The 13,360-nt window shown below is 69.9% G+C and carries 17 protein-coding genes and 2 pseudogenes; 11 read left to right on the top strand and 8 right to left on the bottom strand.

Going from position 1 to position 13,360, the window contains the following annotated elements; genetic code table 11:
* Positions 1-163 precede the first annotated feature (163 nt).
* Positions 164-364 (bottom strand): annotated as a pseudogene (locus ACFV9T_RS39455) (LysR family transcriptional regulator); the annotation flags it as partial.
* A gap of 70 nt (positions 365-434) precedes the next feature.
* Between ACFV9T_RS39455 and ACFV9T_RS39450 the strand changes: the two are divergent.
* Positions 435-1,034, top strand: coding sequence for a short chain dehydrogenase (locus ACFV9T_RS39450; protein ID WP_385447794.1), 600 nt, complete (start codon positions 435-437; stop codon positions 1,032-1,034).
* Positions 1,035-1,179: 145 nt separating this feature from the next.
* Positions 1,180-2,334, top strand: coding sequence for a Cmx/CmrA family chloramphenicol efflux MFS transporter (locus ACFV9T_RS39445; protein WP_385447791.1), 1,155 nt, complete (start codon positions 1,180-1,182; stop codon positions 2,332-2,334).
* Here ACFV9T_RS39445 and ACFV9T_RS39440 read toward each other — a convergent pair.
* Positions 2,315-2,470 (bottom strand): hypothetical protein, encoded by a 156-nt coding sequence (locus tag ACFV9T_RS39440; RefSeq protein WP_385447789.1) that lies wholly within the window; start codon positions 2,468-2,470, stop codon positions 2,315-2,317. The two genes, ACFV9T_RS39445 and ACFV9T_RS39440, sit on opposite strands and share 20 nt — an antisense overlap.
* 779 nt (positions 2,471-3,249) lie before the next feature.
* Here ACFV9T_RS39440 and ACFV9T_RS39435 point away from each other — a divergent pair.
* On the top strand, positions 3,250-3,642 hold the full coding sequence (locus tag ACFV9T_RS39435; protein WP_385447786.1) for a hypothetical protein: 393 nt from the start codon (positions 3,250-3,252) through the stop codon (positions 3,640-3,642).
* Positions 3,643-3,711: 69 nt separating this feature from the next.
* On the opposite strand, the gene ACFV9T_RS39430 is transcribed toward ACFV9T_RS39435, so the two are convergent.
* Complete coding sequence (locus ACFV9T_RS39430) at positions 3,712-4,263, bottom strand: hypothetical protein (protein ID WP_385447784.1); 552 nt, start codon at positions 4,261-4,263, stop codon at positions 3,712-3,714.
* Positions 4,264-4,396: 133 nt separating this feature from the next.
* Here ACFV9T_RS39430 and ACFV9T_RS39425 point away from each other — a divergent pair, with 133 nt between their 5' ends.
* The 3 genes from ACFV9T_RS39425 to ACFV9T_RS39415 are packed head-to-tail and all read left to right on the top strand — an operon-like array spanning position 4,397 to position 7,043.
* Positions 4,397-5,767: a ferric reductase-like transmembrane domain-containing protein gene (locus ACFV9T_RS39425; protein WP_385447782.1), complete on the top strand. Its 1,371-nt coding sequence runs from the start codon at positions 4,397-4,399 to the stop codon at positions 5,765-5,767.
* A gap of 14 nt (positions 5,768-5,781) precedes the next feature.
* Positions 5,782-6,246 (top strand): FMN-binding protein, encoded by a 465-nt coding sequence (locus tag ACFV9T_RS39420; protein WP_385447780.1) that lies wholly within the window; start codon positions 5,782-5,784, stop codon positions 6,244-6,246.
* The gene (locus ACFV9T_RS39415; RefSeq protein WP_385447777.1) at positions 6,243-7,043 is read left to right on the top strand and encodes an FAD:protein FMN transferase; all 801 of its coding nucleotides are present in this window, start codon (positions 6,243-6,245) and stop codon (positions 7,041-7,043) included. The genes ACFV9T_RS39420 and ACFV9T_RS39415 overlap by 4 nt, the downstream gene beginning before the upstream one ends.
* Positions 7,044-7,070: 27 nt before the next feature.
* On the opposite strand, the gene ACFV9T_RS39410 is transcribed toward ACFV9T_RS39415, so the two are convergent.
* On the bottom strand, positions 7,071-7,457 hold the full coding sequence (locus ACFV9T_RS39410) for a DUF488 domain-containing protein (RefSeq protein ID WP_385447775.1): 387 nt from the start codon (positions 7,455-7,457) through the stop codon (positions 7,071-7,073).
* 51 nt (positions 7,458-7,508) lie between these two features.
* Here ACFV9T_RS39410 and ACFV9T_RS39405 point away from each other — a divergent pair, with 51 nt between their 5' ends.
* The 4 genes and pseudogenes from ACFV9T_RS39405 (at position 7,509) to ACFV9T_RS39390 (ending at position 10,687) form a co-directional block, all read left to right on the top strand.
* A complete protein-coding gene (locus ACFV9T_RS39405) occupies positions 7,509-8,096 on the top strand; it encodes a pyridoxamine 5'-phosphate oxidase family protein (protein ID WP_385447773.1) in 588 nt (195 codons plus the stop codon).
* 57 nt (positions 8,097-8,153) lie between these two features.
* The gene (locus tag ACFV9T_RS39400; RefSeq protein WP_385447771.1) at positions 8,154-9,146 is read left to right on the top strand and encodes a bile acid:sodium symporter family protein; all 993 of its coding nucleotides are present in this window, start codon (positions 8,154-8,156) and stop codon (positions 9,144-9,146) included.
* A gap of 32 nt (positions 9,147-9,178) precedes the next feature.
* Positions 9,179-9,883, top strand: a pseudogene (locus ACFV9T_RS39395) (IS5 family transposase); the annotation flags it as partial.
* 120 nt (positions 9,884-10,003) lie between these two features.
* Positions 10,004-10,687, top strand: coding sequence for a hypothetical protein (locus ACFV9T_RS39390; protein ID WP_385447768.1), 684 nt, complete (start codon positions 10,004-10,006; stop codon positions 10,685-10,687).
* 8 nt (positions 10,688-10,695) lie between these two features.
* Here the strand turns inward: ACFV9T_RS39390 and ACFV9T_RS39385 are convergent, their stop codons facing one another.
* The 3 genes from ACFV9T_RS39385 to ACFV9T_RS39375 all read right to left on the bottom strand — a co-directional run bounded on the left by ACFV9T_RS39385 (position 10,696) and on the right by ACFV9T_RS39375 (position 12,358).
* Positions 10,696-11,091, bottom strand: a complete 396-nt coding sequence (locus ACFV9T_RS39385) for a hypothetical protein (RefSeq protein ID WP_385447766.1) — start codon at positions 11,089-11,091, stop codon at positions 10,696-10,698.
* A 341-nt stretch (positions 11,092-11,432) separates the two neighbouring features.
* Positions 11,433-12,119: a response regulator gene (locus tag ACFV9T_RS39380; RefSeq protein ID WP_385447764.1), complete on the bottom strand. Its 687-nt coding sequence runs from the start codon at positions 12,117-12,119 to the stop codon at positions 11,433-11,435.
* Positions 12,116-12,358, bottom strand: coding sequence for a hypothetical protein (locus tag ACFV9T_RS39375; RefSeq protein ID WP_385447762.1), 243 nt, complete (start codon positions 12,356-12,358; stop codon positions 12,116-12,118). The genes ACFV9T_RS39380 and ACFV9T_RS39375 overlap by 4 nt, the downstream gene beginning before the upstream one ends.
* 21 nt (positions 12,359-12,379) lie before the next feature.
* On the opposite strand from ACFV9T_RS39375, the gene ACFV9T_RS39370 reads away from it, so the two are divergent.
* On the top strand, positions 12,380-12,706 hold the full coding sequence (locus ACFV9T_RS39370; protein WP_385447759.1) for a hypothetical protein: 327 nt from the start codon (positions 12,380-12,382) through the stop codon (positions 12,704-12,706).
* 64 nt (positions 12,707-12,770) lie between these two features.
* Here the strand turns inward: ACFV9T_RS39370 and ACFV9T_RS39365 are convergent, their stop codons facing one another.
* On the bottom strand, positions 12,771-13,343 hold the full coding sequence (locus ACFV9T_RS39365; RefSeq protein ID WP_385447757.1) for an arginine repressor: 573 nt from the start codon (positions 13,341-13,343) through the stop codon (positions 12,771-12,773).
* Positions 13,344-13,360 lie beyond the last annotated feature (17 nt).

Here is a 13,360-nt window from a genome sequence, read left to right as displayed (position 1 = left end):
CGGCGGCGCACCCCTGACCGTCGTCCGCCAGTACATCGAGAACCAGAAGCGCCCCCTCTGACCACCACACCGGAGGTGCAGCGAACTCCGGCGCTTCGCGCCTCCGGGACGAGGATGCGCTTCACCTCCGCCCTAAAGGACGGAGCACTGCGCAAGATCAGAGATAGAGCCGCCTGCCGGGTTCGGTGAGGGCGAGGTGGCGCGTGGTGCGTTCGACCAGCGTGGTGCCGAGGCGGCTCTCCAGCTGGTTGAGGGTGCGGGACAGCGCGGGCTGGCTGATGTGCAACGAAGCGGCGGCGTCGGTGATCGTACCCTCGTCCCCGATGGCGGTCAGGGCCCGCAGATGGCGCAGCTCGACATTCATAACCCTGAAGCATAAGTGCGGACCAGAAGGTATTTCCCTCCCCTGGTAAGCCCCACATAGCGTCATCGGCATGAGGATTCTGCTGATTGGGGCCACCGGCCAGCTCGGTACGGCCGTTCACGAGACACTGACCGCCCGTGGCCACGAGGTCATCACCGTGGGGCGGACCGGCGGCGATCTGCGGTACGACATCGCGGAGCCCGCCCAGGTCGCCGAGATGTACGTACAGGCCGGGGCGGTGGACGCGGTGGCCGGGACCGCCGGGGACGTGCCGTTCAAGTCGGTCGCCGAGATGGCGCCCACGGACTATCTGTCCGCCTTCTACGGCAAGGTGCTGAGCCAGATCGAGCTGGTGCGGCAGGGGGTGTCGCGGATCGCGGAGCGGGGTTCGTTCACGCTGATCACGGGGATTCTGGGGGGTGACCCCATCCCGAGGAGCAGCGCGGCGGCCATGGCGAACGGCGCGGTCGAGGCGTTCGTCCGCGCGGCGGCCATCGAGATCGCGCCGCAGCGGATCAACGCCGTCAGTCCGTCGGTGTTCACGGAGTCCCTGCCGAAGTACGGGGACTTCTTCCCGGGGATCCCGGCCGTGGACCTGGCCCAGGTGACGCAGGCGTACGTCCGCTCCATCGAGGGCGCCAACACCGGGCGGATCTTCAGCGTGGTGTAGCGGAACGCGGCTGTTAGGGTGGCCGTCATGTCCAGTCCCGAGGCATCCAGGCTCTAGCCACCGGTCGTTCGGTGGCGTTTCCACTAAACCGGATTACCGGTCTCCGCAGTTCTCTCCGTCTTTCATGCCGGTGTGTGGAGTCTTCATGCCTTTTGCCATCTATGTCCTCGGACTGGCGGTCTTCGCCCAAGGGACATCCGAGTTCATGCTGTCCGGTCTGGTGCCGGACATCGCCAGTGATCTGAATGTGTCCATCCCCGCTGCGGGCGCGCTGACGTCGGCGTTCGCGGTGGGGATGATCGTGGGGGCGCCGCTGATGGCGGTCCTCAGTATGCGGTGGCCGCAGCGGCGGGCGCTGCTGGTGTTTCTGACGGCTTTCCTGGCCGTCCACGTCGTCGGTGCCGTCACCACCAGCTTCGGTGTCCTGCTGGCCACCCGGGTGTTCGGGGCGCTGGCCAATGCCGGGTTCCTGGCCGTGGGGCTCGCGGCGGCGACCGGGATGGTGCCGGCCGGGGCCAAGGGGCGGGCCACGTCCGCGCTGCTGGGCGGGGTCACGCTCGCGTGCGTCGCCGGGGTTCCGGCCGGGGCGCTGCTGGGGCAGGTCTGGGGGTGGCGTTCGGCGTTCTGGGCGGTGGCGCTCGTCTCCGTACCGGCCCTGTTCGCCATCGTACGGTCGGTGCCGCATACCGACCGGGTAGAGGCGCCGAGCGCACGCGGTGAGCTGCGCGCGCTGCGCAGCCCCCGGCTGCTGGTGACGCTGGGGCTGGGGACACTCGTAAACGCCGCGACGTTCTGCACGTTCACTTACCTCACGCCGCTCATCACGAACGTGAGCGGCTTCGGAGAGTCCTGGGTGCCCGCCGTGCTGGCGCTCTTCGGGCTCGGGTCGTTCGCCGGGGTGACCGTGGCCGGGCGGTGGTCGGACGCGCGGCCGATGCTGGTTCTGGTGCCGGGCGGGATCGCCCTGCTCGTCGGCTGGCTTCTGCTGTCGGTGGGCGCGGACCGGCCGGGGGTGGCGGTCGTGCTGGTGCTCGTACAGGGGATGCTGTCGTTCGGTGTCGGCTCCACGCTGATCACGCGGGCGCTGTACGCGGCGGCCGAAGCGCCCGCGCTGGGCGGGGCGTTCGCGACCGCCGCCCTCAACGTGGGGGCGGCGGTCGGTCCGGCCCTCGGCGGGCTCACCCTGGGCGCGGGCCTGGGCTACCGTTCGCCGGTCTGGGTGAGCGCGCTGCTGGTGGCCCTGGCCATCGTCGTGGCGGGCGTGGCCTGTCCGGCCTTGGCTAGCCGCCGCGGACGATGAGGAACAGGAACCACAGGATGGGCAGCAGCGCCACGTACGCCGCGGCCCGGTCTTCCCCCGGCACCTGAGCCAGCCGCCGACCGCCCCCGGTCGGTACCGGCCGCCGTCGGTACCGGCCGAGGCGGCGTGGGGCCACCAGCGCCGCTATCTGCTGGCTCCACGCCGTGAAACGGCGACCCCCACGCGGCCCCGGCCAGCCGAGGCGTCCCGGCCCCTCGATCCCGCTCCCCTGGACGCCACTGGTTACTGACCTTGAACGCGTGGTGTCGTCATGGTGACTCGCTCGACGCGCAGGTCGTGCGAGCTTCGGTCTCCCGGTCGAAGGGGATGGTCGAAACATGGCCTCGATGTTCGCCACGGCGCTGGGTCCCGGGCGCAGCGCTGTGGCACGGAGCGGTGCGAGGCTGCTGGTGACGCTCAAGGTCCTGCCGCTTGCCACCGAGGCGACCTGTAGGAGGGGCGAGTAGGCGGTCTCGGTGTACGAGTCTCGCCCGCTGCGGATGCGTTGTGGAGGATCCGTCGATGTGTGGGTGAACCGTTTGCGCGGTGGATCCGTGGCGCCTGGTGTTGGAGGGGGCGTCTGGTGTTGGACCTCAGCTCAGCCCTCGCAGCAAGGCTCCTCGTCGACGAACAATCCGACGATTAACAAGAGACGGAGGTGAGCGCTCGGTTGGAGTGGCGAGGCGCCGACGTACGCGGCCCGTGACGCGCGGCCGTCCGTGAGTCGCTGGAGGCCGGTGGGTCGGTCGACGATGAGAGTGTGGACCGGCTCGTCCTCCCGTTGGTCGAAAAGCCGCAACATTCGCCCTGCTCACGGCCGAAGAAGCAGACTGCCGCCAACGACTTCAGACCGGCAGGGGTCGCCAACAGAATGGGTGACACACTGCGAGAACTTCACTCGCGCCCCTCCTGCTGATGAACGAAGAAGGTTCTTTTACCATGTGCGCCAACCACCTCCGTGGCTCCCTCGTCCGCACCTTCGCCACCGTGGGTCTGCTCGTGACTGGGGCCCTTCTGGCAACGGGGTGCCAGTCGTCCGACGCCACGCCCCCCGACAAATCCGTCAATGGCACGTTCACCGGCGAGCTGTCCTCCCCCACCCCCGGTACGTACACCGTCAAAAACAAGACGTTTCATGTCACCGACGACACAAAGATGACCGGATACGGCATCATGTGCGTCCCTGCCGAAGGCAAGACCTCCAGAGCCTGCACCCCTGGTCAGCTACAGGCCGCAGTCGACGACGACTTGGTCATCGCCCAGGTCACCATCGTCGACGGCGTCGCCACCCGCATGATCGAAAAGTAGGCCCCGCCAACGCCCGGAGGGGGCGAGGACAGACGGCGCGCAGGCACACGGCCCCCAGTCATCGGGAACTCATGGCTGCACGATGACGAGGTACAGGAACCAGAGGATGGGCACCAGCGCCACGTACGACACCGGGCGCTGAAGCACGGACTTCCCGGGGGCGGGGCGCGTCCCGTACATCGCGGGCCCCGGCTCCGGGAGCTTGTTGAGCTTCCCGCGCACCACCACGTTGTGGATGACCGTGTACGGATTGAAGATCACCGCGGAGAACGGGCTCCACCAGCCCTGCCACAGCGTGTTGGTGGTCGCCTCCCGGCGCAGCGCCGTACCGCAGGTCCGGCAGAACGGCCCCTCCCACTTCTTGAACCGCATCATCAGCAGCAGCCCGACATGGCTGCGGATGGTGACCTGGGCGGCGGGCTGCGCCGCGCAGATCCGACAGGCGGGCACCCCCGGCACCCCGGCCGGCTGCTGGCCGTAACCGGGCGTCTGGTGTGGCTGGTTGTAGCCGGGGGCCGGTTGCGGATGCCCGTACGGCGCTTGGGGCGGCGCGGCGAACGGATTCCCCTGGGACGGTGCGGCGGCGTACGGGTTCCCCGGCGGCGGGGGCGGCATCGACATGGGATTCCTTAGCAAGAATGGCCTGTTCAGCGATCATACGATCCCGAAACCTGTGAATTTCACCGGCCTTTGAACCATCTCCCGCTCCCGCCCGTACCCCTGTGCACCGGAGCCCATAGGAAGGGGACGGGCCGTGACGACGCTTTTGAACAGCCGGGCCGGTCGGAGGCTGGCCTTGCGCCAGATTCGGCCACGGCGGTCCCCCGCCGTGCCGCTGGTGCTGTTGAGCTGGGCGGGGGCGGCTGCGGTGCTGTCCCTGTGGTGGATGAACACCCCGAACGTCACCGGCAACGCCGCCTGGTTGAACGGCGCGGGGCGGCTGAGCGGGCTGCTCGCCGGGTACGTGCTGGCGCTGGTGGTGCTGCAGATGGCGCGGGTGCCCGCGCTGGAGCGGCGGGTGGGTTCTGACCGGGTGGCGCGGTGGCACGCGATGAGCGGGCGGTACGCGCTGTGCCTGATCCTCGCCCATGTCGGCCTGATCATCGCGGGGTACGCGACCGAGAGCGGCACGTCGTTCGTCGCGCAGACCGAGACGATGGTGCTCACCTTCCCCGACATGCTGGAAGCGACGATCGGCACGGTGACCCTCGTGGTGATCGGGCTGATCTCGGCCGGGATGGTGCGCCGGAGGATTCCGTACGAGATCTGGTACTACCTGCATCTGCTCACCTACGCGGCCGTCTTCCTGTCCTTCTGGCACCAGCTGACCAACGGCGCCGAGTTCGTGGGCAACATGACGGCGCAGACGGCGTGGTACGTGCTGTACGGCGCGGTCAGCGCGCTCGCGATCTGGTACCGGCTGCTGGTGCCGCTGCGGCTGAACATGCGGCACCGGATGAAGGTCGAGGCGGTCGTCCAGGAGGCGCCCGGGATCGTGTCGGTGCTGATCAGCGGGCGCAAGCTGCACCGGATCGGCGCGGAGGCGGGCCAGTTCTTCCGGTGGCGGTTCCTGGCCCCGGGGTTGCGGTGGGGTTCCCATCCGTACTCGCTGTCCGCCCCGCCCCGGCCCAATCTGCTGCGCATCACCGTGAAGGCGGTGGGCGGGGGCAGTACCCGGCTCGCCGACCTGAAGCCCGGCACCCGGGTGTGGGCCGAGGGGCCGTACGGGGCGATGACCGCGTCCCGCCGCAGCCAGGGCAAGGTGCTGATGATCGCCGGTGGGGCGGGCATCACCCCGATCCGCGCCCTGTTCGAGACGCTGCCCGGCAAGGGCGGTGACCTGACCCTGCTCTACCGCGCCCGGACCGTCGAGGACCTCGCACTGTGGGGCGAGCTGAAGCAGATCGCGACCGAGCGGGACGCCCGGCTGCTGTACGCCGTCAACGGCCCGGACGGAGCCCGTCCGGAGATCAGCGCGGAGCGGCTGCGGGCGCTGCTGCCGGACATCGACGAGCACGACGTCTATCTGTGCGGGCCTCCGGGCCTGACCGAGCACGCGTACGAGGCGCTGCACGACGCGGGGGTCCCCGACCGCCGTATCCATCATGAATCCTTCGAGCTGTGACCTGAGGTGGAGCCATGAAGAGGAAGCATCCGCTGCGCCGTATCCTGCTGGGCACCGCCGCCACCGTCGCCGGTGTGGTGGCGCTGCTGGCGCTGAAGCAGCCCGCCGGTGGCGGCCAGACCGTCGCCTCTCCGCCTGCTGGGCAGGCGCCGCCGGTCGCGGCGACCGCGCCGGGGGCCCCTGGGGCTGCGGGTGGCGCCGCTGGTGGGCAGACCCTGACCGGTGATGTCGTCGACACGCAGTACGGGCCGGTGCAGGTCAGCGTCACCATGAGCGGCGGGAAGATCACCGCCGCGCAGGCCGTCAAGACGCCGGACTCCGGGCCGCGCAGCGTACAGATCGCCAAGGACTCCATCCCGAAGCTCAACCAGCAGGCGATGTCCGCCGCGAAGGTCGACACCGTGTCCGGTGCGACGTACACCAGCGAGGGCTATTCCAAGTCCCTGCAGAGCGCTCTCGACAAGGCGGGTACCAAATGACGTCCTACGACGAGTACGGCGCGCCGGAACCGCTGCGCCATGTCGAACACGTCATGGGCACCGTCTTCTCCTTCGACCTGCGCGAGGTCCACGACGCCGACCGGCCGCGCGTGCTGGCCGCGCTGGACGGGGCCGTGGTGGGGCTGCACCGGGTGGACGAGCTGTTCTCCACGTACCGCGCGGACAGCCAGATCAGCCGTCTCGGGCGTGAGGAGCTGACGCTGTCGCAGTGCGAGCCGGAGGTGCGGGACGTGCTGGAGCTGTGCGAGGAGTTCTCGTACCGCAGCGACGGCTGGTTCACCGCCCGCTACGCCGGGGGGCGGCCCGATCCGACCGGCCTGGTCAAGGGGTGGGCGGTCGAGCGCGCCGCCCGGATGCTGGCCTCGGCGGGCGCCGGTTCGGTGTGCGTCAACGGCGGCGGCGACGTGCAGGTGCACGGCGGTCCGTGGCGGGTGGGCATCGCCGATCCGCTGCACCGTGGTGAGCTGCTGGCGGTGGTGGAGGCGCACGGCGAGCTGGCCGTGGCCACGTCCGGTCCGGCGGAGCGCGGCTGCCACATCCTGGACCCGCACACCGGCCGCCCCCCGGCGGACGGGCTCGCCTCCGTGACGGTGGTCGGCACCAGCCTCACCGAGGTGGACGCCTGGGCGACGGCGGCCTGCGCGATGGGCGCCGAGCGCGCCCGGCCGTGGCTGCAGCGGCAGCCGGGCGCGGAGGCGTTCGTGGTGACGGAGGCGGGGACGACGTGGCAGACCAGCGGTTTCGCGCGTTTTTCGGCTGAGATGTGCGTGTCGTGAGACGTGTGCGCTGCGGTTTCCGCGGCTTTAGCGGTGGCCGCGTACGGCGTCGGCCAGCAGGCCCGCGTGGCCGTAGCTCAGGTCCTTCACGGCCGTCAGCAGCGTGAGGGTGCCCTGCCCGGCCAGCTCGCGCAGATGGTCCACGGCCTCGCGGTGCTCCGGCTGTGCCAGCTCGGCGCGGTACCGCCGGGCGAACTCCGCGTACCGCTCGGGCTCATGCCCGTACCAGCGTCGTAGCTCTGTGGAGGGAGCTGCGGCCTTGGCCCACTCGTCGAGGCGTGCGTCGGCCTTGGCGAGGCCGCGCGGCCAGATGCGGTCCACCAGGACGCGGGTGCCGTCGTCCTGCTCCGGCGCGTCGTACACGCGGCGGACCCGGATCCCGGGGCCGCTCCGTCGGGCCTCTTTGTCTGCCATGTCTCCATCGAAGCATCCCTGTGGCGATCACCTCGGCGGATAATGCGCCACATGGGAAGGACGTACGAACGTATCGACGGCAGGCTTCGCACATTCATCGAACAGCAGAAGATCTTCTTCACGGCTACCGCTCCACTGGCCGGGGACGGCACCGTGAATCTGTCCCCCAAAGGGGTGGCAGGTTCGTTCGCCGTCCTCGACGAACTGACCGTGGCCTACCTGGACTTCTCCGGGAGCAACGCGGAGACCATCGCCCATCTGCGGGAGAACGGCCGCATCACGCTGATGTGGTGCGCCTTCGACGGGCCGCCGAACATCGTGCGGGTGCATGGGCGGGGTGAGCCGGTGTTCCGCGACGACCCGCGCTTCGCGGAGCTGGTGAAACACTTTCCCGCCGTCGATGTGCATGCGCACGGGCTGCGGGCCGTCATCGTGGTGACCGCCGAGCTGATCCGGGACACGTGTGGGTACGCGGTGCCCTTCATGGACTACCGGGAGGATCGCACGCTGCACGCCCAGCGGTTCCGGCGCGAGGATGACGAGTCCTTGAGTCGCTACTGCGAGCGGAAGGACCATGTCGTCAGCAGTCTGGACGGGCTGCCGGGGTTGCCGCTGCCGTTGCCACCGCTGTCCTTGTAGCGACCACATAACGAGACGGTCTTGCGTCGTTGGGGTTGCGCAGCGTTCGATCACGCGGTGCGATCCGAATCCAAGAGCCCTGTGGCGTCCTCGTCGTCCGACGCTGAGCCCGCGCCCGCCGACCGGGCGGCCCGGCGGGCCGTCACCGTCTTCCCGCTGCTCGTCCTCGCCGCCGGTGCGGCGGGCCTGAGCACGCCCGGCACCTTCACCGGCTGGGCGTCGAGCGTGCCCTACCTGCTCGGGACCGTGATGTTCTGCATGGGGCTGACCATGACGCCCCATGACTTCACCGGCGTGCTCAAGCGCCCCTGGGCGGTGGCGCTCGGGCTGGTCGCGCACTACGTGATCATGCCCGGTCTGGGGTGGCTGATCGCTCATGCCCTGGGGCTGTCGCCGCAGCTGGCGGCCGGTGTCATCCTGGTCGGCTGCGCGCCGAGCGGGACGGCGTCGAATGTCGTCACGTATCTGGCCCGGGGTGATGTGGCGCTGTCCGTCTCGGTCGCCACCGTCTCCACGGTGCTCGCTCCGCTGATCACCCCGCCATTGACACTGCTGCTGGCCGGGGAATTCCTGCCGGTGGACGCGGAGTCGATGGTGACGGACATCTTGAAGACGGTGCTGCTGCCGGTGGTGGGTGGCCTCGTCGTACGGCTGGTCGCCGGGCGGTTCATCGCGCGGGTGCTGGGGGTGCTGCCGTGGCTGTCGGCCGTGACGATCGGGGTGATCGTAGCCGTCGTTGTGGCGGGCAGTGCGGATGCGATTCGTTCGGCGGCGGGGCTGGTATTGCTGGCCGTCGTCCTGCACAACGGGCTGGGGCTGGCGCTGGGGTACGCGGCGGGCAAGGTGGGGCGGTTGGGCGCGCCCGCGAGCCGGGCGATGGCCTTCGAGGTCGGCATGCAGAACTCCGGCCTGGCGGCCTCGCTGGCAGCCGCCCACTTCAGCCCCCTCGCTGCCCTTCCGGCGGCCGTGTTCTCCGTGTGGCACAACGTGTCGGGGTCGCTGGTGGCAGCCTGGATGGCCCGCCGCGCCCGGAGTCACCCCGAGGCCTAGGCCGTTTCTTTCAGATCATCCGATCGTTGGACTGGGCGCTACTCGCCCAGGCCGACGCGGAGGGCGACCTCGAGTGGGTCGTCGCGGTCGACTCCACCATCATGCGTGCCCACCAGCACGCGGCCGGAGCCCGCAAAAAGAGGCCCCCGGCCGGAGAGCCGCCCCATCACGCCATCGGCCGGTCCGGCGGCGGACTGACGACGAAGATCCACCTCGCCGCGGACGGCCGCTGTCGGCCACTCACGTTCGTCATCACCCCCGGCCAGGCGGGTGACGCACCCGCATTCGAGCAGGTCATGGCCCGGTTACGGGTACCTCGGCGGATCGGCCGCCCCAGAGTCAAGCCGGACGTGGTCCTGGCCGACAAGGCGTACTCCTCCCGGGCGATCCGCCAGCATCCGCGGCGACGCGGGATTCGGGTGGTGATCTCGCAGCCTGCCGACCAGGCAGCCAACCGCAAAACGGCTCGGCCGACGTGGCGGCGCCCGACGGCCTTCGACCGCGAAGCCTACAAGCAGCGCAACACCGTCGAGCGGTGCATCAACAAGCTCAAGCAGTGGCGCGGTCTGGCCACTCGATACCACAAAACCGCCAGCATCTACCTGGCCGGACTCCACCTCGCCGCCACTTCATCCAGCACCGGAGTACGGCGGAAACATGCCGTTGAGGGAAGGGACTCCAGGCCAGCGGGCCGTGACGCAGTGTCGGCTCATCGCGGTACGCGCGTGCCGCGATGAGCCGAACGATGACCGCGCCATGAAGCCGTGAACGCTACCGGTAGGCGACAAACAGTGAGAAGACACTTACCGCCGCGCATACTGTAAGCGACGGACACGCGATCAGAGGGGGCCGGTCACATGACGCAAGGGAACAAGGGTCATCGTCACCGGCTGCGACGGCTTAGCGATGTCTCGGCCGGTCACTGGGTCGAGCAGGGGGTTGGTGACTTCGACTCCGGCGTCAACGCGCTACTCCCAGTCGGCTTCGAGGCGTACGCGCGCGTACTGCACCCAGCCGAGCTGGTCGAGGACCGGTACATGCGCTGGAGCGAGGTGGCCGAGCGATCCGGCCGGGCGTTGCACTCCCAGAGCCGGTTCGAGGAGATCGCCGGGCCCAAACCCACGGACGAGCCGCAGCAGGGGCAGTTTCCCGCGGAGTTGTTGCCGGTCCTCTGCGAGGTGCTCGCGACGCACACCGCCACGGCGGAGCAGTGCTACTTCGGGCTCTGGGAAGGCTGGGGCTGGATCGGTGACCTCGGTGACGCGGTCGGCGAAGGCCCCTGGGTGGAGTTGAGCGGACGCCGATACCTGCTCTTCGAAGGTCCGGTCGGGGCGGCCACCGAGCTGGGTGACAACGGGGACGGGTATTTCTTCCCGCAGTCCCCGAATCTGTGGTGGCCGCAGGACCGCGTCTGGTGTGTGGCCACTGATGTCGACCTGTACTCCACGTACGTCGGCGGCTCCGCCCGCCTGATCCAGGATCTGGCGGGCGAGCCGCACCTTGAGGTACTGCCGGTGGAGCTGTCCGACCGTCTCGGCTGAACCTGAACCTACTTCTTCTTGCAGGCGTTGATCGTGGCGCTCTTGCTCTCGTCGCGCACCGTCTTGGTGTGCGGCGTGTATCCGGCCGGGAACGTGACGACGCCCTTGGCGTATCCGGTGTACTTCTGCTTCTTGACGCAGCGGCGGGCGGCGTTCTGACCGATCTTGTTCCTGCCGGTGTTGCTCTTGAGGCTGCTCTGCTTGTAGAGGTTTCCGTTCTTGTACAGCCCGACGCGGATGGAAAGGCGGGCCACCTTCTTGGTGCAGGTGGTAGTGGCGGTGACGTTCACCATGTGGCGGTTGTCCGCGTCCGCGTGGTGTGAGTAGTGCGGCAGATGTGTGGTGATCTTGCAGGTGATCACGTCGGCGCTCTTGGCGCCCGTGCCGGTCTTCTTGCTCGTCACAGTCGTCACGGTGCTGGAACCGGCAACGGCTCCCGTCGCGGCTCCCGCACTCCCCGCTCCCGTACCTGCCACCAGCAATGCGGCTAAGCCGCTGGCAACCGCCGTGCGCGTCTGTGTCTTCACTGACTCGTCCTCCCCGTTGGCGAAACCTGCGCCCATCATGCTTCCGCGGGACGGGCGGCAGTCGTATCCGTGCGGGTGCTCAAGCAACGCCTGAGTACCCGGAGTCGTCAGCGACCGCCAGAGCGGACCCCGGCCGCGGCCGCATCGCTCGACGACCCGGACCGCCGTGGGCGGGGGGGGTGGGGCTCCACGCCGTGGTGCCCGATGCGTTACCGCCCCTACGGGACTGTTTCGGCGGGGCCGCCCGGAGAGACGAGGCCTGTCTCGTAGGCCAGGACCACCGCTTGGGCTCGGTCTCGGAGGGTGAGTTTCGCGAAGATCCGGGCCACATGCGTCTTCACCGTCGCCTCACTGAGCGTCAGCGTCTGCGCCAGTTCGCTGTTGGACAGGCCACGGCCCATCAGCGTCAGCACCTCGCGCTCCCGCTGCGTCAGGGCGGCCAGGTCTCGGTGGGGGGATTTGGTGGGGGCGCCTCCGCCGCAGCGTTCCAGCAGGCGGCGGGTGATCGAGGGGGCCAGCAGGGCGTCGCCGGTTCTTACCAGGCGTACGGCGGCGGCGAGGTGTTCGGGGGTGACGTCCTTGAGGAGGAAGCCGCTGGCACCGGCGGCGAGGGCGGCGTAGACGTAGCGGTCGAGGTCGAAGGTGGTCAGCATGATCACCCGGCAGTCCGGGACCTGCGCGAGCACGCGGCGGGCGGCCTCCAGGCCGTCCATGCCGGGCATCCGGATGTCCATCAGCACCACGTCGGGCCGCAGCCCGCGCACCGCTGCCACTGCCTCCGCCCCGTCGGCGGCCTCGCCCACCATGTCGATTCCACGGGCGGTCAGGATCAGCCGGAAGCCGGTGCGGACGAGTTCCTGGTCGTCGGCGACGACGACGCGGGGGGCGGGTTCGGCGGACATCATGGCCGGTCCAGGGGCCGGTCCAGGGGAATCCGGGCGCGGACACGGTAGCCGCCGCCGAGGCGGCGGCGGGCGTCCAGGTCGCCGCCGTAGACGGCGACCCGCTCCCGCAGCCCGAGCAACCCGCGCCCGGCACCGTCAGGACGCTCGGTGGCCGGGCGGATGGCGCCGGACGTCAGGACGCTCGACCCGCTGTTCAGCACCTCGACCCGCAGGTAGTGATCCGCGTACCGCACTGTCACCTCGGCCTTCGCCGTGTTCCCGTGTTTGAGGGCATTGGTCAGCGCCTCCATCTGCTGCCCGGCGGCTCGACGAACACCACCACCGCGATGGTCGTAACCGTGACCTCCGTGGCGGGGTTGGGCGCGGTCGGCGGGCTGGTGGGGATACCCCTCGGGATCGCCGCGCACCGGCTGCTCGTGGACCATGTCGGGGTGGTCGCGTTCCCGGAGTCCCTGAAGGACGTCTGGCACGCGCCGCAGTTGGCCGCACTGGCCCTGGCGGGGGTCGTGATCGCCGTCCTCGGCGCGCTGATCCCGGCCCGCTCGGCGGCGCGGCTGACGATCGCCAAGGTGCTGCACAACGAGTAGGCCCGTCCGTACCCCCGGGGCTGCGGGGGGGCCGGACGGGCGGGCCCCCGGCGCGGCCAAGCCGTCAGCGGGCCTTCTGGGCCAGGCGTAGGAGGTGGTCGGCCAGGGCCTGGCCGCCTGCTGGGTCTCGGCTGATCAGGAGGACGGTGTCGTCGCCCGCGATCGTGCCGAGGATGACGTGGAGTTCGGCCGAGTCGATGGCCGAGGCCAGGAACTGGGCCGCGCCGGGTGGGGTGCGGAGGACGACGAGGTTGGCTGAGGCCTCCGCCGAGATGAGGAGTTCGGCCGCGAGGCGCGCCATACGGGCCTCGCTCGCCGACTCGCCGAGCGGGGCGCGGGGGGTGCGGTCGCCGCCCTCGCTGGGGACGGCGTAGATCAGCTCGCCGCCCGTGTTGCGGATCTTCACCGCGCCCAGTTCGTCCAGGTCGCGGGAGAGCGTCGCCTGGGTGACGGAGAGTCCGTCGTCGGCGAGGAGCTTCGCGAGCTGGCTCTGGGAGCGGACCGGCTGCCGGTTCAGGATGTCCACGATCCGGCGGTGGCGGGCGGTGCGGGTCTGCGGCACGGACTGGCCGTTGTGGTTCGCGTCCGCGTCGTGGGCAGTGTCGTTCGCCGCGTCGGTGTGCTGCGCCTCGGTCATCGTCTTGTCAATCTCCG

This window comes from Streptomyces sp. NPDC059850 (genome assembly GCF_042731515.1).
Taxonomy (GTDB): domain Bacteria; phylum Actinomycetota; class Actinomycetes; order Streptomycetales; family Streptomycetaceae; genus Streptomyces.
This window is presented reverse-complemented; position numbering and strand designations above follow the sequence as displayed.

Excerpts from the sequence above, each read along its gene's own strand:
- ACFV9T_RS39450 (WP_385447794.1), top strand. The coding sequence starts at position 435 with ATGAGGATTCTGCTGATTGGGGCCACCGGCCAGCTCGGTACGGCCGTT.
- ACFV9T_RS39445 (WP_385447791.1), top strand. The coding sequence starts at position 1,180 with ATGCCTTTTGCCATCTATGTCCTCGGACTGGCGGTCTTCGCCCAAGGG.
- ACFV9T_RS39435 (WP_385447786.1), top strand. The coding sequence starts at position 3,250 with ATGAACGAAGAAGGTTCTTTTACCATGTGCGCCAACCACCTCCGTGGC.
- ACFV9T_RS39430 (WP_385447784.1), bottom strand. The coding sequence starts at position 4,263 with ATGTCGATGCCGCCCCCGCCGCCGGGGAACCCGTACGCCGCCGCACCG.
- ACFV9T_RS39420 (WP_385447780.1), top strand. The coding sequence starts at position 5,782 with ATGAAGAGGAAGCATCCGCTGCGCCGTATCCTGCTGGGCACCGCCGCC.
- ACFV9T_RS39415 (WP_385447777.1), top strand. The coding sequence starts at position 6,243 with ATGACGTCCTACGACGAGTACGGCGCGCCGGAACCGCTGCGCCATGTC.
- ACFV9T_RS39410 (WP_385447775.1), bottom strand. The coding sequence starts at position 7,457 with ATGGCAGACAAAGAGGCCCGACGGAGCGGCCCCGGGATCCGGGTCCGC.
- ACFV9T_RS39405 (WP_385447773.1), top strand. The coding sequence starts at position 7,509 with ATGGGAAGGACGTACGAACGTATCGACGGCAGGCTTCGCACATTCATC.
- ACFV9T_RS39390 (WP_385447768.1), top strand. The coding sequence starts at position 10,004 with ATGACGCAAGGGAACAAGGGTCATCGTCACCGGCTGCGACGGCTTAGC.
- ACFV9T_RS39380 (WP_385447764.1), bottom strand. The coding sequence starts at position 12,119 with ATGATGTCCGCCGAACCCGCCCCCCGCGTCGTCGTCGCCGACGACCAG.
- ACFV9T_RS39365 (WP_385447757.1), bottom strand. The coding sequence starts at position 13,343 with ATGACCGAGGCGCAGCACACCGACGCGGCGAACGACACTGCCCACGAC.